An 18,246-nucleotide genomic window follows, 5' to 3' on the forward strand; every position below is an offset into this window, starting at 1 on the left:
ACTGGCAATTTACTGAGAGCAGACTCAGAACAGACCGCGCAGCCTGCCGAAGAGTGTGCGGCCCGGATCCCGATCACGCTCGCTGAACAGGAACTTCAGTTCCTCCTCGAGTTCCTTGTGCACTACGTCACGCAATTCCACCGCGGCGGCGTGCTTATCGACCGCGTCGCGCCACGGCGAGGGGTCGATCGGCGCACCGGCGGAGAAGTAGAAGCGCTCGGGGCGCGGGATGGCGGTCGGGCCGACGCCGCGAATCAGCGGCGGTGTCAGCTCCCGGTTCAGGCCGAGCGCCTCTACGGCCCAGCGCAGCGGCCGCATGACCGGGTGGTCGCCGTCTACGACGATGTCGTAGGCGTCGTCGACGCCGATCATCGCGACCGGCACGATCGGCGCGCCCGCCTCGATCGCCATATGCGCGAAGCCGGAGCGGCCCTCCCACTTGAGCACGTACTTTTCGTCCTTGCGGCGCACCGCTTCGCGACCGCCACCCGGAAAGACGATGACGGCCTCGCCACGAGCCAGCAGCGCGAGGCAATTGCGGCGGTTGCCGCGCACGGTGCCGAAGTGGTGCAGCAGTTGGCGGATGCCTGGCACGTTCATCAGCACGTTCTCGGCGAGCCCGCGGATCAGTCGGCCGCGACGGCGCAGCACCTCGGGCAGCAGCAGCGGCGCATCGATGCCGCCCATCAGGTTGTGGTTGCCGACCAGCAATACCGGACCCTCGGCCGGAATGTTCTCCAGGCCGTAGAACCGCGGACTCGTCCACGCACGCAACGGCGCGAACAGGGTGTCGAGCACCCGCATATCAGTATCGGTGAGCGAAACCGACAGTGGTGCACCATCACTCAGCACCGCAGCGGCACGCGGCGAATCACCGGCCAGCCGATCACCGGAATCGGCCGAACCGGAGTGGTCATGCGACATGGAACCCTCCTGATGTCGATTCGATGACGATAGCGCAACGAAATCGCCTGTGCTCCTCCGCCTCTCACGGCGACCGGCTGCCAGTCGCTCGAAGCCGAGCAGGTCAGTGGGAGCCACCATCGGTCTCGGGCGAGCCCGTGCCGTTGGTGTGCGACGAACCGCCCGCGTGCGCGTACTGCGACAGGGCCGCGGCCAGCGCGTGCGGGACGCGAGCGCGGACGCGGGTGCCAGCCTCCTCGTGGTCCGAGGTGGTGATCCGGCCGTCCGCGTGGATGCGGGCGAGCAGATCGCCGCGGGTGTAGGGCAGCAGCACGCTGATCTCGACGTCCAGGCCGCCGAGCACTTCGGCGAGGCGCTCACGCAGTTCAGCGATGCCGGTGCCCTTGTGCGCCGAGACGTAGGCCGCGTCGGGGAGCATGGCGCGCAGCCGGGTGAGCTCCATCTGGTCGAGCGCGTCGATCTTGTTGACCACCAACAGTTCCGGCGGCGCGGACGTGCCCGACTGTTTGATCACATCGGTGATCACCTCGCGGACGGCCTTGATCTGTTCGGCGGGCAGCGTGTCGGAGCCGTCGACCACATGCAGCAGCAGATCCGCGCCGGCGACCTCCTCCAGGGTGGACCGGAACGCCTCGACCAGCTGGGTCGGCAGGTGTCGCACGAAACCGACGGTGTCGGTGAACACGACCTCGCGGCCGTCGTCCAGATCGGCGCGGCGGGTGGTCGGATCCAACGTGGCGAACAGCGCGTCCTGGACCAGCAGGCCCGCGCCGGTCAGCGCGTTCATCAAACTGGACTTGCCTGCGTTGGTGTAGCCGACGATCGCGACCGACGGGATGCCGCTGGAGTTGCGGCGCGACCGCTTGGTGTCACGTGCGGTCTTCATTTCGCGAATCTCGCGACGCAGCTTGGCCATTCGCTCACGGATGCGGCGACGATCGGTCTCGATCTTGGTCTCACCGGGACCACGCAGACCCACGCCGCCGTTGCTGCCCGCGCGACCACCGGCCTGCCGGGACATGGACTCACCCCAGCCACGCAGTCGCGGCAGCATGTATTCCATTTGCGCGAGCGCGACCTGCGCCTTGCCCTCACTGGAGGTGGCGTGCTGGGCGAAGATGTCCAGGATCAGCGCGGTCCGGTCGATCACCTTGACCTTCACGACCTTCTCCAGCGCGGTCAGCTGCGCCGGGGTCAGTTCACCGTCGCAGATCACGGTGTCGGCGCCGGACTCGAGCACTACAGCGCGCAGTTCGTCGGCCTTACCGGAACCGATGTAGGTCGCCGGGTCCGGCTTGTCACGGCGCTGGATCAGTCCTTCGAGGACCTCCGAACCCGCGGTCTCGGCGAGTGCGGCCAGTTCGGCCATGCTCACCTCGGCCTGGGTGGCGGTGCCCGTGGTCCAGACCCCGACCAGTACGACCCGTTCCAGGCGCAGCTGCCGGTACTCGACCTCGGTGATATCGGTGAGCTCGGTGGACAGGCCCGCGACACGACGCAGCGAGCTACGTTCGTCGAGCTGCATCTCGCCGACCGTGGGATCAGCGGTCCAACCCGAACGTTTCATCCGGGCCTTGTGCTCGGCCACTACGTCGCCATTGTCCTCGACGGTGGCGTCATCAGCGGCATCGAAAAATTCGCTGTCGTCGGCCGACGGGGTGAATTCAAACGTCTCATGTTTCGTCATACAGGGTCCATCGTCCCACGTTGTGGCGACCCCGCGCATTCGGATATTCGCAGGGCGAACACCGGGCGACACCCGTCCACCCAGTTCCCTGAGGTAACCGACGCGATCCCCGCAGAACTCGGACCATCCGCATGCCCTATGTCACCTGAGCGTGTCATCAGCTCCGGCATCCCCGCAGCCAGCGGCTCCGCAAGCCCGCCATCTCGGCAGGCCCAGCCCAGACACCGGACTCCCGCACAAGCAGTGAGCGCCTCGCAGACGTTGCAGCCCGTGCGAGGCGCTCACTGAGCCTGCGAACACGGTCGGGCGCGGCTGGCTTCAGCGGTCGAGCGACGCCCCTCAGAGGCTGTGCCACCAGTCGGCGGCGATGTGGCCGGAGGCCACCAGGACCGAGGGGCCGCGTAGCCAGGCGGAGCCGTCGGCGAGGCGGACTGTCACTTCGCCGCCCGGGATGCGAACGCGGACCTCGCCGGTATCGGTGGCGATGCGGAAACCGGTTTCGGCCAGGGCGGCGGCCGCGGCGGCGACGGTTCCGGTTCCGCAGGAACGGGTTTCGCCGACGCCGCGTTCGTAGACGCGCATATCGACCGAGCCGTCGACCAGACCGGTCACGATTTCGACGTTGGCACCGTGCGCGAACAGGTCCGGATCGAATCCGGGGGCCACGGAGAGGTCGAGTTTGGCGAGCGCGTCGGTGGACAGCGACGAATCGACACACGCAAGATGCGGGTTGCCGACATCGATGCCGATACCGGGGAACGCCCAGCCACCGATGGTCGCGGTGGACGAGCCCAGCTCGCGCACCTCGCCCATACCGACGGTCACCTCGCCATGGACCGTGTCACCGGCGTGCACGGTGACCGGACGAGCCCCGGCCCGGCTGCCGACGACGTAGTCCGCACGCGATTCGAGCCCCTGCGCCGCCAGATAGTGGGCGAAGACTCGCGTGCCGTTGCCGCACATCTCCGCGATCGAGCCATCAGCGTTGCGGTAGTCCATGAACCAGTCGGACTCGGCGACACCCTCGGGAATCTCGGTCAGCACACCCGCATCCCGCAGCGCACCCGCACGCGCCACCCGCAGCACACCGTCGGCGCCGAGTCCACGCTGGCGATCGCACAGCGCGGCGACCCGGTCCGGGGTCAGATCCAAGTGGACCTGCGGATCGGGCAGCACCACGAAATCGTTCTGGGTACCGTGCCCCTTGCTGAACTCGATATCAGCCACGCCTGCATTCTCCCTGCTCATCGTCCTCTGACCAACGTTCGCCGCTGCCGCGAAATTTCGTACAACGCCACCGCGGCGGCCGAGGGCGCCCCGAGCGAGCTGGCGGTGCCGCCCATCGGGATGTAGACCATGTCGTCGCAGGCCTCCTGCCAGGCCGCACTCATACCGCTGGTCTCATTGCCGACGACCAGGATGGTCGCTTCGGTGAAGTCGTAGTCGAAGACCGCGTGCGCGCCGTCCTCATCGGTGCCGACGATGCGGGTCGGGATCCCGCGCTGGACCTGCCGGTCGCGGAATTCGACCACCTGCGCGGTCCCGGCGGCACGGAATACCGGCATGGCGAACAGCGAACCCGTGGACGCGCGCACCGCCTGCGGGTCGTACTGGTCGGCACCGTGACCGGACACGATGATGCCGCTCGCGCCGAACGCGTCCGCCGAGCGAATGAGCGTACCGAGATTGCCCGGCGAGTTGGGACGGTCGAACACGACCACCACCGGTGGTGCCGCGTCACCGGGTTCACCGGGTTCGAAGGTGTCCAGCTCGGGTTGCCGGGAGATCGCGACCGCGACCAATTCCGGTATGCCGGTGGACTTTTCGCCGAGTTCGGCCATCAGCTCCGGCACCAGACCGACCTGCTGCACACCGCTGGTGTCCAGTAGTTCCCGCGCCCAACTCGACAGGTCGGGCGTGCCGAGGCGATAGAGCATCGTCTCGAGCGGCCAGTCGTTGGCGATCGCCTGGGTGATCGGACGCACGCCCTGCACCAGGAAACGACCGTCGCGGTGCCGCTTGGTGCGGTTGTTCAGGTACGCCTGCCAGACCTGAACGGAGGCATTGCGGGTACTCACACGACGTGTCACTGCGGCGTCCGTTCCTTCTCGAGCAGGGACAGCACGGTCGCGACCAGGTCGGGATCGGCGCCGTCCACCCAACGCACCCGGTGATCGCGGCGGAACCACGAGCGCTGCCGCCGGACGTAGCGCCGGGTGCCGATCAGGGTGCGTTCCTGTGCATGGTTCAGGTCGTATTCGTTGTCCAGGTACGACAGGACTTGTGCGTAGCCGATCGCCCGGCGCGCCGTGACACCGTCGCGCAGACCCTTGTCGATGAGACCGCGCACTTCTTCGACGAGACCGGCATCGAACATCAGCGCGGTCCGCTGTTCGATGCGCGCGTCGAGTTCGGCCGTCGCGCGGTCGACGCCGATGATCACGGTGTCCCAGCGCGGTCTTCCGATGGCGGGCGCCGAGGCCGCGAACGGGCGACCGGTGAGTTCGACAACCTCGAGTGCGCGCACCATGCGGCGGCCGTCGGTGGGGAGAATGGTCGCGGCGGCCGCCGGATCGGCCTGCTTCAGCGCCTCGTGCACCGCCACCACGCCGCGCTCGGTCAGCAATTCCTCCCAGCGCGCGCGGACCGCGGGATCGGTGGCCGGGAACTCCCAATCATCGAGCAGCGCTTGGACGTACATCATCGAGCCGCCCACGATGACCGGGGTGCGACCGCGCGCCATGATCTCGCGCACGTCCACGCTGGCCGCGGCCTGGTAGGCCGCGACGGTCGCGGTTTCGGTCACGTCGAGGACATCGAGCTGGTGGTGCGCGATGTCACGGCGTTGCGCGGGAAGGAGTTTCGCGGTGCCGACGTCCATACCGCGATAGAGCTGCATCGCGTCGATATTCACGATTTCGCCGCCGAGTCGTTCGGCGAGATCGAGTCCGAGGTCGGATTTGCCGCTGGCAGTGGGGCCGACGACGGCGACGGGAGTGATCACAACCCGTCACCTCTCGACCGATTCGGACGCCACACACTCACCTGATACCCAACGCCGAACGGGGCATCGCGGTACAGGGTTTCGACGGAAGGGGCCTGCGGATCGGCGGTGAACAATCCGGCGAGTACCTGATAGGCCGCGCGTCCGGACAGCACCAATTCAGCACACAATTCCGGATCCAATGCCAGCAGTCCGGCCGTATCGCCCGCGGCAAGCGCGCGGTCCAGCGCCGACTGCACATCGGCGGCGCGCTCGTCGAGATAGCCCGGTGCCCCGAGCGTCAGCGTCGCGGCACCGTCCGCGATCACCAGAACGCCTGTCGGCTCCGAAGAGCTGTCCAGGGTGGTACGCAACTCCGCGCCGATCCGGGCGCACTTATCGGCCGGGGTATCGGCGGCGACGAGCGTCATCGATGCCACCGCCTCCGGCGCGACCTGCCCACGCAACCACCCGGCGATCAGAGCGGGCAGCGGCTGCTGCGGATCCGCTGTGCCGGGCATGTGTCGCGCGCGCAACAGCGCGTCCTCGGACAGCGCGACCTGGACATCGGCGCCGAAACCGCGAAAGGTGCCGACCGCGTCCGGCCGCATGACCTGGACATCCGCGCCGACACCGATGACCGTCCAGTGCCGAGCCGTTGCGGCCAATGCGCCGACTGCGGTCAACGCGGCCGCGCGCAGCACGGCGGGAGCGTCGCCGGAATCCGCCCCGGCCGCGTGCGCGAGATCGCCGCAGAGCTCGGGCACCAGGATCGGCGGCGACGGGACCAGGGCCGCGATGGAGAACACGTCGTAACCGTAGTCGTTCGCCGAAGCAGCGATACACACTGCCGCTCTCGCGCCTAGAAGGTCCGGCTTCGAGTGTCTCTGCCGCAAACTTGGCCGAGATTGATAGTGTTCGAGGTGCTACAACCCAGGTCATCACGGGTTGATTTCCCTGTGAATCATCCGTGGGAGGGCGTTGATCGATGGTTTACAGGGCGCGGACCGGGTTCAATGGAATGAGCTAGGGCGTAACCAGGCAGCCGTGACGCGCGGCAGGGACGAGGAGCAATGAGCGAGAGCAACGGAACGGCGAAAGCGACCCCCGGCAGCACGCCGCCTCCCTCGGATGCCCCGAAGGCCGCCGCCCCGAAACCTTCCGCCGCCCCGAAACCCGCCGCGGCCCCCAAACCGGGCGGCCCGACGGCCCACCCCAAGCCGCATGCGATGCCGGGTCCGACCGCGCAACATCCGCATCCGGTCGCCGTCCCGAGCGCCAGCGATCCCAGCGCGTGGGGCCGCGTCGACGACGACGGCACCGCCTGGGTGAAGACCGCCGATGGCGAACACGTGGTCGGTTCCTGGCAGGCCGGTGACGCCGCCGAGGGCCTGGCGCACTTCGGCCGTCGCTTCGACGATCTGGCCACCGAGGTGGCACTGCTCGAAGCGCGCTTGGCCGCGGGCGCGGATGCCCGCAAGACCAAGGCCGCCGCGGTCGCCATCGCCGAATCACTGCCCACCGCGGCGGTCATCGGTGATATCGACGGACTCGCGCGGCGACTGCAGGCCATCGCCGAACACTCCGAAGAGGCGGCCGCGCACGCCAAGGAGGAGAAGGAAAAGACCAGGCACGAGCACACCGAACGCAAGGAAACGCTGTGCGCCGAGGCCGAGAAGATCGCCACTGAATCCACCCAGTGGAAGGCCGCGGGTGATCGGCTGCGCGAGATCCTCGACGAGTGGAAGTCCATCCGCGGGGTGGACCGCAAGGTCGACGACGCGCTATGGAAGCGCTACTCCAAGGCGCGGGAGGCCTTCAACCGACGCCGTGGCGCGCACTTCGCCGAACTCGATCGGGAACGGGCGGCCGCGAAGACGCGCAAGGAAGAGCTGTGTGTGCGTGCCGAGGAACTCTCCGGCTCCACCGACTGGGTCGGCACCGCGGGCGTGTTCCGCGATCTGCTCGCCGAATGGAAGGCCGCGGGCCGAGCGCCGCGCGAGGCCGACGAGGCGCTGTGGCGGCGGTTCAAGAGCGCCCAGGACGTGTTCTTCGCGGCGCGCAACGCCGCCGTCTCCGAGCGTGACGCCGAATTCGAGCACAACGCGACCGCCAAAGAAGAACTGCTGCACCACTACGAGCACATCGATCCGGCCAATGGTCTGGACGCCGCGCGCGCCGCGCTGCGTGACCTGCAGGACAGGTGGGACGCGATCGGCAAGGTGCCGCGCGAACGCATCCAGGAGTTGGAAGGCAAACTGCGCACCATCGAGAAGCGGGTCCGCGATGCGGTGGACGCGCAGTGGCGACGCACCGACCCCGAGGCCATGGCCCGGGCCGCGCAGTTCCGCGAGCGGGTCGCGCAGTTCGAGGAGCAGGCCGCGAAGGCAACCGCCGCGGGCAAGAAGCGCGATGCGGAGAAGGCACTCGAGCAGGCCAAGCAGTGGCGCGAGTGGGCCGAAGCCGCCGAGGGCGCGGTCAGCAACCGCTGATATCTACGACGGCAGCCGCACACGTTCTCGATGAGAATCTGTGCGGCTGTTCACTATTCGAGGTGTAAGCCCGCAGACGCACCGCGTCAGCCGAGCACGCGGCTGCGAATGTATCGCGCCGTTCAGGAATCGCCGCTGAGGCGGCGACGGTCACGTTCCTCGGCGGCCGCCGCGGCGATGCGGCGCTGTTCTTCCGCCTCGAGCTGCAACGCCGTGCGGCTCCACACGACGCGGATCCAGTGGAATGTCAGCACGATGATGGCGATGGCGCCGAGGATCAGGCCGAACCCGGGGCCCGCGCCGTGGTAGTTGCCGAGTCCGGGGGTCTGGCGGTGCCAGATGGAGAACACGCCGAAGACGCTGCCGATGGCGGAACCGGCGACGGCGATCCAGGCGAGCACCCAGCGGCGGGTCATCAGCGCGAGCAGCGAGAAGCCGATGCCGAAGATGACGGCGAACCAGACGAACACCCGGGACGGCAGCCCGATGTGCTCGGCGCGCGCGGCATCGGTGCCGAGCAACACGTCGAACCCGCGCGCACCACCGGCGTGCGGCAGCACCAGCGACAGCAGCAGCAGGAATACCGCGCCCGCCACCACCATGGCGCGCATACCCGGGTCGATCTCGCCGGCGATGCGGCGTTCGACGGCATCGAGTTCGTCCTTGAACTGCTCGAAATCGTTGCTGCTCTCGACCGAGTTCACTGAGCCCTCGTTTCGTTCGGCTGGTCCGTGGTTGCCCGCGTCCACTGTGCCATCACCGCCTTCGGCACCCGCAGCCGACCCACTACGTCCGGTAGTACTCGCCGAGTCCTCCGGCTCCGGTTCCGGATTCGCTCCCCCGACACGCTCACTCATGCGCCGCAACCGGTCGCGCAGCCCGAGGCGGCCGGTTCCGGTGCGGGGGCGCCGATGCGGGGTAGACCGAGGCCGACGCCGATGGGTTCGGTCTTCGGCGTGATGCCGCGTTCGTGGGCGTCGCCCGCGCGGGTACGGCGGTGGGTCTTGATCGCACCGTCGGCGATCAGATGGTGCGGCGCGGCATCGGTGATGTCGACGGTGATGACGTCGCCGGGGCGGATCTTCTCGGCCGCGCCTTCAGGACGGAAATGCACGAGCCGGCCGTCGCGGGCGCGACCGCTCATGCGGGCGGTCGCGGCGTTCTTCTTACCCGCGCCCTCGGCCACGAGCAGTTCGACCTCGGTGCCCACCAGCGCCTTGTTCGCATCGAGGGAGACCTCCTCCTGCAGCGCGATCAGCCGCTCATAGCGTTCCTGAACAACGGCTTTCGGCAGCTGATCGGGCATATCCGCGGCCGGTGTACCGGGGCGCTTGGAGTACTGGAAGGTGTAGGCACTGGTGAACCGGGCCTGGCGCACCACATCCAGGGTCTCCTGGAAATCCTCCTCGGTCTCGCCGGGGAACCCGACGATGATGTCGGTGGTGATCGCGGCATGCGGCATCGCGGCACGCACCTTCTCGATGATGCCGAGGTAGCGCGCCTTGCGGTAAGAGCGGCGCATGGCCTTGAGCACCCGGTCCGAACCGGACTGCAGCGGCATATGCAACTGCGGGCAGATATTCGGCGTCTCGGCCATCGCCTCGATCACGTCATCGGTGAACTCGGCCGGATGCGGCGAGGTGAAGCGCACCCGCTCCAGCCCGTCGATCCGGCCGGCCGCGCGCAGTAGTTTGGCGAACGCGCCACGGTCGCGCGCCTCGTCGGGATCGGCGAAGGACGCGCCGTAGGAGTTGACGTTCTGACCGAGCAACGTGACTTCCAGCACGCCCTGATCGACCAGCGCCTGCACCTCCGCGAGCACGTCACCCGGGCGGCGGTCGACCTCCTTGCCGCGCAGCGACGGCACGATGCAGAACGTGCAGGTGTTGTTGCAGCCCACCGAGATCGATACCCAACCGGCATAGGCGGATTCGCGCTTGGCGGGCAGACTCGACGGAAACGCCTCCAGCGATTCCAGAATCTCCACCTGTGCCTCGGCGTTGTGCCGCGCGCGTTCCAGCAGCACCGGCAGCGAACCGATGTTGTGCGTGCCGAATACCACATCCACCCAGGGCGCCTTGCGCACGACGGTGTCGCGGTCCTTCTGCGCCAGGCAGCCGCCGACGGCGATCTGCATACCGGGCCGGTCCGCCTTGATCGGCGCGAGGTGGCCGAGGGTGCCGTAGAGCTTGTTGTCGGCGTTCTCACGCACCGCGCAGGTATTGAATACGACGAGATCGGCCGTCGCACCCGGCGCGGCCTTCACATAACCCGCATCCTCGAGCAGCCCCGACAAGCGTTCGGAATCGTGCACGTTCATCTGGCAACCGAAGGTGCGGACCTCGTAACTGCGGGTGCCGTCCTCGGCCGAAGGTACGCGAGACAACACCTGTCCGATCGAATCCACCCATCCAGGGTACGGGGCTGGGCAACGCGCGTTTTCAGCGCATCGGCGCAGGCTCCAGGCCTCGCGGTGACTCGCGGCGGACGGTTACATCCCCGTGTCGATTCGGCGTGGCGTGGCGGTGTGTCGCCGAAACCCGGGCAAATCGCCGTTTTCCGCTTAAGGTTTTGGACCATGACCGACGATGCCGCCGCGCCCGACACAATCGGGTTGGCCAAAACCGGGGCAGACAGTTCCGACACGGGCACCACCGAGACCACCGGCACCGCCACGAGCGCGCCGATGATTTCGATGCGCAATGTGGACAAGCACTTCGGTGAACTCCATGTGCTGCGCGATATCAACCTCGAAGTCCCCAAGGGGCAGGTCGTCATCGTTCTGGGCCCCTCGGGGTCCGGAAAGTCGACGCTGTGCCGCACCATCAACCGACTGGAACCGATCGACTCCGGCGATATCGCCATCGACGGCGTACCGCTGCCCGCCGAGGGCCGCGCGCTCGCCGCGCTGCGCGCAGATGTCGGCATGGTGTTCCAATCGTTCAACCTCTTCGCGCACAAGACGATCGTCGAGAACGTGATGCTCGCGCCGCTGAAGGTCCGCAAGGTGAAGAAGGACGACGCCCGCAAGCGCGCCATGGAACTGCTCGAGCGGGTCGGCATCGCCAACCAGGCCGACAAGTATCCAGCGCAGCTCTCCGGCGGCCAGCAGCAGCGCGTGGCGATCGCCCGCGCGCTGGCGATGAGCCCGAAGGTGATGCTGTTCGACGAGCCGACCTCCGCACTGGATCCGGAGATGGTCAACGAGGTGCTCGACGTCATGGTGTCGCTGGCCAAGGAAGGGATGACGATGCTGGTCGTCACCCACGAGATGGGCTTCGCGCGCAAGGCGGGCAACCGAGTGCTGTTCATGGCAGACGGACTGATCGTCGAGGACGACACACCCGAAGTGTTCTTCACCGCGCCGAAGTCCGACCGCGCCAAGGATTTCCTCGGCAAGATTCTGAGCCACTGAACCCAGTGGTCACCGCAACCGTAAAGACTTCGGCCATCGAAACCACCAGAGGGAGAAGGAACTCGATGAGGATCAACCGTGCGCTTCGACTCGGCATCGGGGCGATAGCCCTGACGCTGGCCGCTACGACCGCCGCCTGTGGCGGTGGCGGCGACAAGTCCGCGCTCGACAACGCCAAGGACGGAAAGCTCACCGTCGGTATCAAATTCGACCAGCCGGGCCTGGGCATCCGCAACAAGGACGGCTCCTACAGCGGCTTCGACGTCGAGGTCGCCAAGTACGTCGCGGGCAAGCTCGGGGTGAAGCCGGAGAACATCACGTTCAAGGAGGCGCCGTCGGCCCAGCGCGAGACGCTGATCGAGAACGGTCAGGTCGACTACATCGTCGCCACCTACTCGATCAACGACAAGCGCAAGGAGAAGGTCGACTTCGCCGGGCCGTATTACGTTGCGGGCCAGTCGCTGTTGGTGAAGGCCGACAACACCAGCATCAAGGGCAAGGACGATCTCAAGGGCAAGAAGGTCTGCTCGGTGAAGGGCTCCACCCCGGCGCAGAACATCGAGAAGAACTTCCCCGACACCCAGCTGCAGACCAACGACACCTACTCGCTGTGCCTCGAGGGCCTGCAGGCCGGTTCGTATGACGCGGTGACCACCGACGACATCATTCTCGCCGGTTACGCCGCGCAGAGCGCCGGCGCCTTCAAGGTCGTCGGCACGCCGTTCACCACGGAGAACTACGGGATCGGCCTGAAGAAGGGCGATAAGGAACTCCGCGACAAGGTCAACGACGCGATCGAGGAAATGATCAAGGACGGGTCCTGGAAGAAGGCGTTCGACAGCACGGTCGGTGGCTCCGGCTACCAGGCACCGACGCCGCCGACGGTGAACCGGTACTGAGATTCCTGATCGGGTGGCCCGGACCGGGCCACCCGATCAATTTTCGCTACGAGCACTCCCTGTACATCGCGCGCGGAAGGACGATCTCCGGCCGCCGCATATCGACCCCGATCGGAGGGACGCGTCCGCCGTGTTCGACCTGATATCGAGGTATGACGTCCTCGGCGCCTTCTGGGTGACCATCAAACTGACCGCGTCGTCGGCGGTCCTGGCCCTGATCCTGGGCACCGTCGTGGCCGCGATGCGCGTCTCCCCCGTGCCGGTCGCCCGCTTCCTGGGCACCGCCTACGTCACCATCTTCCGCAACACCCCGCTGACACTGATCATCGTGTTCTGCTCGCTGGGCCTGTACTCCACCATGGGCTGGAAGCTGGCGCCGGAGGGCCCGAACTCGCTGGCGCAGAACAACTTCCGCTACGCCGTACTCGGACTCAGCATCTACACCGCGGCATTCGTCTGCGAATCGCTGCGCTCGGGCATCAACACCGTGCCGATGGGCCAGTCCGAGGCGGGCCGCTCGCTGGGCTTCACCTTCACGCAAAATCTGCGCATCGTGGTGCTGCCGCAGGCATTCCGCTCGGTCATCGCCCCGCTGGGCAGCGTGCTGATCGCACTCACCAAGAACTCCACGATCGCCTCGGCGATCGGCGTGGCCGAGGCCGCGACCCTGATGGCCAAGATGAACGAGAACGAGGCCGCGCTGATCACCATCGGCTTCATCTTCGCGCTCGGCTTCGTGATCCTGACCCTGCCGACCGGCCTGTTCTTCGGCTGGCTGGCCAAGCGATTCGAGGTGGCCCGATGAGCGCTGGTGCTTCGGTTCTTTTCGATGCGCCCGGCCCCAAGGCGCGCCTTCGGAACCAAATCTATTCCGTCATCGCGATTCTCGCGGTGCTGGGGCTGGGCTGGGTGTTCTACCGCGGCTTCGCCGATAAGGGGCAGTTCACCGCGGAGAAGTGGAAGCCGTTCATCGAGGCGGACGTCTGGACGACCTACCTGCTGCCCGGTCTGCGTGGCACCCTGGTCGCGGCAGTGTTGTCGATCGTGTTCGCGCTGGTGATCGGCATGGTCTTCGGCATCCTGCGGCTCTCGGACCACTGGGCGATGCGCTGGGTGGCGGGCGCGATCGTCGAGGTGTCCCGGGCGATTCCCGTGCTGATCCTGATGATCTTCCTGTTCTCGATCTTCTCCGATTACAAGGTGTTCAAGGTCGATCAGCTCGCGCTGTGGGCCGTGGTGATCGCGCTGACGGTCTACAACGGCTCGGTCATCGCCGAGATCGTGCGCGCCGGCATCAAATCGCTGCCGAAGGGGCAGACCGAGGCCGCAGTGGCACTCGGGCTGCGCAAGGGTCAGCTGATGCGGTTGATCCTGCTGCCGCAGGCGATTACCGCGATGCTGCCCGCGCTGATCTCGCAAATGGTTGTCGCGCTGAAGGACTCGGCGCTCGGCTACCAGATCACCTACCTCGAGATCGTGCGCCAGGGCTCGCAACTCGGTGCGGCCGAACGAAATACGGTGCCCGCGCTGATGGTGGTCGCGGTCGTGATGATTCTGCTCAACAGCACACTCACGTTCGTGGCCAATAAGCTCGAGCAGCGGTTGCGTTCACGTAAGCGGAAGAAGGGGGCCGCGGTCGTCGCGGCCGATTCGATTCTGACCGACGCCACTCCCGGTATGGATATCACCCAGAAGCCGTGAGTTCGGCTGCGGCATTCGAGGACCACCTGGCCACCAGGTAGACGGAGCTGCGGGCGCTCGATGCGGTGATCCGCTCGAGCGCACCGTCGTTCGCGCCAGCGCCCGGGTACGGGCTGATGCCGCACCGGACCAAGGCTATGCAGTCGTCGACCGGGTGGCCGGTGGTGGCGCTGGCCGCTCGCGGTGACGAGCATGGCTTCCGCGTCACGGACAGCCGACACAGGTTGCTGCAGCGCGTCGACCGGTGCTTGCGGGCCACGCGATTTGGGTGCGGAGGTCGTGCCGACCGGGCCACCAGCAGCGACAACCGCTGGCGCGGCCGGAGGGTTTGCAAGTATGCCGCGTCGAGCGGTAAACGGCTCACTGTTGGCAACAGCAGATCAGGACAGGTTCACGGCTTCGCTGTTGAACGTGGGCGTGGACATTGCGTCGGACGGGTAATTGGCGGCCGCGACGGATGTGGCGGCGCGGACGAACGCGGCGACGGCGGGTGAGTGGCAGTTCTGGGGCGTTGGGGATTGATGGGAGGCCGTCTCGATCAGCGGAACTTCCGTCGGGGAGCGTCCTGCCGCCGAGGTCGGGCAGGCTCAAGGTCGAGCGGGCGGCCAGCGGATCGGACGCCGCCAGCGCGACCAGGCGGGGTTCGGTCAGCAGCGACCGCAACGCCAGGCCACCCGGCACCGCGGAAGCTCAGTCGAGATCGGACGTGTCGAGCCGCGCCTGCGCGAGTTCGGCCTTCACTACGGTGAATGCCGTCGATTGGTTGTAGCCGCGGCGGGCGAGCATGCCGACCAAGCGGCGGATTGTTTTGTCGCGGTCCAGGTTCGGGGGGATGGTGCGGAGTTTGCGGCGGACCAGTTCGGCGGCGCGTTGTTGTTCGTCGTCGACGGTGATGGCTTCCAGGGCGGGGGCGGCGTCGGTTTGGGAGACGCCCTTGCGCCGGAGTTCTTGGGCGAGAGCTTGTTTGCCCTTGCCGGAGAAGGTGTGGCGGGAGTGAACCCACTGTTCGGCGAAGGCGGCGTCGTCGATCAGGCCGACCTCGGTGAAGCGGTCGAGGGCGCGTTCGGTGATGTCGGGGGTGAAGCCCTTGGCCGCGAGACGTTGGGCCAATTCGGCGCGGCTGCGGGCGCGGACGGCGAGCAGGCGAAGACACGCCTCCTTCGCCTGCTCGACCGTCCCGCCTTGGGAGGTGTGCTCCGGGCGGGACCGGCTCGCACCGGCGCCCGCCGAGAACTCATCCTCCTCGGATCCGGCCGCCACCGGGTCCGCCCATCGGCCATCGGAACTTTGGCAGTCAGCCGACTGGGAGTCGTTGCGCCGGAAATCCTTCCGCCGCCCGCGACCGCGCCGGGACCCAGTCGAACGCGCCCGCTGCGGATCGGGCGCGCTCGACCGAGTTCCCATGATGTCCGAATCGGCCGAACCACCTTCAGCCAACCGGACTCGTCTATTCCCCTGCTCTCCCGACCGGAACCCGGAAGCCACCGAATCGTTCTCGGACCACCGACCGCGCTCCCCCGACCGGAAATCGGCGGTCTCCAAATCCTTCTCGGACCACCGCCCTGGCTCGGACTGGCTCGATCGAGATCCGGTGTCCACCGAGTCGATCCCAGACCGCCGACCTCGTCCCGACTCGGAATTGCTCGACCGAGATCCGGTGTGCGCCGGGACAACTGGGCGACCCGAGGCGGAGAGCAGTTCGTTCAGTCGGCGCCGGACCTCGTTCACCGGGTCGGGCCGCGCCTCATCGGGCACGGGCCGACCGGTCTGTGGTGCTGGGCGCCGAGTGTTCATCGGATCAGAAATCGGCGGGGACCTCGGCGGCCGCTCCGTCCACGGTCACGTCGGCGCCGATTCCGAGCTTTTCCTTGATCTTCTTCTCGATCTCGTCGCGGACGTCGGTGTTCTCCAGCAGGAACTTGCGGGCGTTCTCCTTGCCCTGGCCGAGCTGGTCGCCCTCGTAGGTGTACCAGGAGCCGGACTTGCGGACGAAGCCCTGCTCGACACCCATATCGATGAGCGAGCCTTCCTTGGAAATGCCATGGCCGTACAGGATGTCGAATTCGGCCTGCTTGAACGGCGGCGAGACCTTGTTCTTCACGACCTTCACGCGGGTGCGGTTGCCGACCGCATCGCTGCCGTCCTTGAGCGTCTCGATGCGACGCACGTCCAAGCGGACCGAGGCGTAGAACTTCAGCGCCTTACCACCGGTCGTGGTCTCGGGCGAGCCGAACATCACGCCGATCTTCTCGCGCAGCTGGTTGATGAAGATGGCGGTGGTGCCGGAGTTGTTCAACGCACCGGTCATCTTGCGCAGCGCCTGGCTCATCAGGCGCGCCTGCAAGCCGACGTGGCTGTCGCCCATCTCGCCCTCGATCTCGGCGCGCGGCACCAGCGCCGCCACCGAGTCGATGACGATGATGTCGATCGCGCCCGAACGGACCAGCATGTCGGCGATTTCGAGGGCCTGCTCACCGGTGTCGGGCTGGGAGACGAGCAGCGCGTCGGTGTCGACGCCCAGCTTGCTGGCGTAGTCCGGATCGAGCGCGTGCTCGGCGTCGATGAATGCGGCGACACCGCCCGCGGCCTGAGCGTTGGCCACCGCGTGCAGCGCGACGGTCGTCTTACCCGAGGACTCCGGACCGTAGACCTCCACGATGCGGCCGCGTGGCAGACCGCCGATACCGAGCGCCACATCCAGCGCGATGGATCCGGTCGGGATCACCGAGATGGGCTGGCGGGCCTCCTCGCCGAGACGCATGACCGCGCCCTTGCCGAAGCTCTTCTCGACCTGAGCCAGCGCCAGCTCGAGCGCCTTATCGCGGTCGTACGCCTGTGGTGCCATATCCTGATCCCCTTTTCGACGGGTAAGTCTCGTTCTTGGTTGGCGCCCACATTAGAGGGCGGCACCGACAAGTTCTGGCGCCAAGCCTAGACGAACAAATGTTCGAGTCAAGCGACGCGCCAGACAACACGCGATCCAACTTCTCCGACCACGGCAACCGTCGCGCTACGACGAATTCGGACCGGCCCGACTCACCGCGCGAGCGATATCCGATCACTGTCCAGCAGCGTCTGCGCCTGCTTGAAGACCCGCAGGGCGGGCGTCACCTCGACATCGGCGATGCCGTCGAGCGCGCCGAGCCGCTGCGTGACATAGCGGTAGAGGTGGGCGGTATCGCGGCACATGATCGACACCATCAGATTGGTGGGCCCCGTGGTCGCGGCGACGAATACGGTCTCCGGATGCGTCGCGATCGCGGCGCCCACCGCCGCGAGATCGGCCGGACGGGTGCGCAGCCACAGCGCAGCGCGCACGGCATACCCCATGCGCTCGACCGCGAAATCGAGATCGAAGTAGAGCACCCGGGATTCGACGAGTTCGGCCATGCGGCGCGCCACTCTCGTTGGGGTCCAGTCGATTTCGGCGGCGATCTGCGCATAGGGCGCACGACCGTCACGACCGAGGATCGCCAGCATCGCCTCATCCTCGGCCGAAAGCCGCACCGGCGCTTCCGGTCCCGCATCGGCCGGTGTCGACCGCGACCCGAGTTCGCGCAACTGCGCCGCGGTGAACAGGTGGCTGAAATGCGGCCACTCCTCGTCGAGCGGAAATCGGTGGATCACCTCGTGCGCCGTCAACCCGATCACCTGACTGGCCTGCGGCAATGTCTGCAGCAGCAGCTTGTCGCGGCGTTCGACCGAGCGCGGGCGGCTCACGCAGGTCACCTCGGATCCGGTGGACAACAGAGTCACCCAGCTCAGATCAGGAAACCGGGCCAGCGATTCGGCCAGCCGCACCGCCTTGTCCGGCGTCGTCCGCAGCCGGATCGCCCAGCGCGCGTGCCCGAGCGGCACGGCGTTCACCTGACCCGACACATGCAAGATGCCGCGCTGGCGCAGCGATCGGTAGCGGCGCGCCACCGTCTGTTCCGAAACCCCGAGGATGGCGCCCAGCTTGGCGAACGCGATGCGGGCATCGCTCACGAGCGCGTGCACGATCTGCTTGTCGAGCACATCCAGGACGGAGGATTCCAACGCATCGGCGGAATGCATAGGAGGAATATAGCGCCAACTGGCGCACGACTATGTGGATATCGATGCCTAGCGCACGCTGAGCGTCGAAATCGTTCATTTTTCCCCGG

At 67.1% G+C, this 18,246-nt stretch carries 16 protein-coding genes; 5 read left to right on the forward strand and 11 right to left on the reverse strand.

Annotated features, from left to right (window positions below):
• Positions 1–24: 24 nt before the first annotated feature.
• The 6 genes from OG874_RS21110 to OG874_RS21135 all read right to left on the reverse strand — a co-directional run bounded on the left by OG874_RS21110 (position 25) and on the right by OG874_RS21135 (position 6,403).
• Positions 25–924, reverse strand: a complete 900-nt coding sequence (locus OG874_RS21110; RefSeq protein WP_330256840.1) for a lysophospholipid acyltransferase family protein — start codon at positions 922–924, stop codon at positions 25–27.
• Positions 925–1,027: 103 nt separating this feature from the next.
• The gene (gene hflX, locus OG874_RS21115) at positions 1,028–2,491 is read right to left on the reverse strand and encodes a GTPase HflX (RefSeq protein WP_330257361.1); all 1,464 of its coding nucleotides are present in this window, start codon (positions 2,489–2,491) and stop codon (positions 1,028–1,030) included.
• 459 nt (positions 2,492–2,950) lie between these two features.
• The gene (dapF, locus tag OG874_RS21120; RefSeq protein ID WP_330257362.1) at positions 2,951–3,829 is read right to left on the reverse strand and encodes a diaminopimelate epimerase; all 879 of its coding nucleotides are present in this window, start codon (positions 3,827–3,829) and stop codon (positions 2,951–2,953) included.
• Between the two features lie 26 nt (positions 3,830–3,855).
• Positions 3,856–4,701, reverse strand: a complete 846-nt coding sequence (locus OG874_RS21125; RefSeq protein WP_330256841.1) for a TrmH family RNA methyltransferase — start codon at positions 4,699–4,701, stop codon at positions 3,856–3,858.
• Positions 4,698–5,615, reverse strand: a complete 918-nt coding sequence (gene miaA, locus OG874_RS21130; protein ID WP_330256842.1) for a tRNA (adenosine(37)-N6)-dimethylallyltransferase MiaA — start codon at positions 5,613–5,615, stop codon at positions 4,698–4,700. Before miaA ends, OG874_RS21125 begins: the two co-directional genes overlap by 4 nt.
• Positions 5,612–6,403, reverse strand: coding sequence for a hypothetical protein (locus tag OG874_RS21135; RefSeq protein ID WP_330256843.1), 792 nt, complete (start codon positions 6,401–6,403; stop codon positions 5,612–5,614). The genes miaA and OG874_RS21135 overlap by 4 nt, the downstream gene beginning before the upstream one ends.
• A gap of 264 nt (positions 6,404–6,667) precedes the next feature.
• On the opposite strand from OG874_RS21135, the gene OG874_RS21140 reads away from it, so the two are divergent.
• Entirely contained in the window at positions 6,668–8,086 is a 1,419-nt protein-coding gene (locus OG874_RS21140; protein WP_330256844.1) for a DUF349 domain-containing protein, read from the forward strand.
• Between the two features lie 122 nt (positions 8,087–8,208).
• On the opposite strand, the gene OG874_RS21145 is transcribed toward OG874_RS21140, so the two are convergent.
• A complete protein-coding gene (locus OG874_RS21145) occupies positions 8,209–8,943 on the reverse strand; it encodes an Rv2732c family membrane protein (RefSeq protein ID WP_330256845.1) in 735 nt (244 codons plus the stop codon).
• Complete coding sequence (gene miaB, locus OG874_RS21150) at positions 8,940–10,493, reverse strand: tRNA (N6-isopentenyl adenosine(37)-C2)-methylthiotransferase MiaB (RefSeq protein WP_330256846.1); 1,554 nt, start codon at positions 10,491–10,493, stop codon at positions 8,940–8,942. The genes OG874_RS21145 and miaB overlap by 4 nt, the downstream gene beginning before the upstream one ends.
• A 279-nt stretch (positions 10,494–10,772) precedes the next feature.
• Between miaB and OG874_RS21155 the strand changes: the two genes are divergently transcribed.
• From OG874_RS21155 to OG874_RS21170, 4 genes are all read left to right on the forward strand, one after another.
• Entirely contained in the window at positions 10,773–11,501 is a 729-nt protein-coding gene (locus OG874_RS21155; RefSeq protein WP_330257363.1) for an amino acid ABC transporter ATP-binding protein, read from the forward strand.
• A 65-nt stretch (positions 11,502–11,566) separates the two neighbouring features.
• Positions 11,567–12,400 (forward strand): glutamate ABC transporter substrate-binding protein, encoded by an 834-nt coding sequence (locus OG874_RS21160; protein ID WP_330256847.1) that lies wholly within the window; start codon positions 11,567–11,569, stop codon positions 12,398–12,400.
• 130 nt (positions 12,401–12,530) lie between these two features.
• Positions 12,531–13,205 carry an amino acid ABC transporter permease gene (locus OG874_RS21165; protein WP_330256848.1) on the forward strand — a complete coding sequence of 225 codons (675 nt, stop codon included), beginning with the start codon at positions 12,531–12,533 and terminating at the stop codon, positions 13,203–13,205.
• Positions 13,202–14,101, forward strand: coding sequence for an amino acid ABC transporter permease (locus tag OG874_RS21170; RefSeq protein WP_330256849.1), 900 nt, complete (start codon positions 13,202–13,204; stop codon positions 14,099–14,101). Before OG874_RS21165 ends, OG874_RS21170 begins: the two co-directional genes overlap by 4 nt.
• Positions 14,102–14,791: 690 nt before the next feature.
• Here OG874_RS21170 and recX read toward each other — a convergent pair.
• The 3 genes from recX to OG874_RS21185 form a co-directional block, all read right to left on the reverse strand.
• Positions 14,792–15,361: a recombination regulator RecX gene (gene recX, locus OG874_RS21175; RefSeq protein WP_330256850.1), complete on the reverse strand. Its 570-nt coding sequence runs from the start codon at positions 15,359–15,361 to the stop codon at positions 14,792–14,794.
• 538 nt (positions 15,362–15,899) lie between these two features.
• Positions 15,900–16,946, reverse strand: coding sequence for a recombinase RecA (recA, locus tag OG874_RS21180; protein ID WP_330256851.1), 1,047 nt, complete (start codon positions 16,944–16,946; stop codon positions 15,900–15,902).
• A 191-nt stretch (positions 16,947–17,137) separates the two neighbouring features.
• Positions 17,138–18,157 (reverse strand): Lrp/AsnC family transcriptional regulator, encoded by a 1,020-nt coding sequence (locus OG874_RS21185; RefSeq protein WP_330256852.1) that lies wholly within the window; start codon positions 18,155–18,157, stop codon positions 17,138–17,140.
• Positions 18,158–18,246: the final 89 nt, after the last annotated feature.

Source organism: Nocardia sp. NBC_00565 (assembly GCF_036345915.1).
Classification (GTDB): Bacteria; Actinomycetota; Actinomycetes; order Mycobacteriales; family Mycobacteriaceae; genus Nocardia.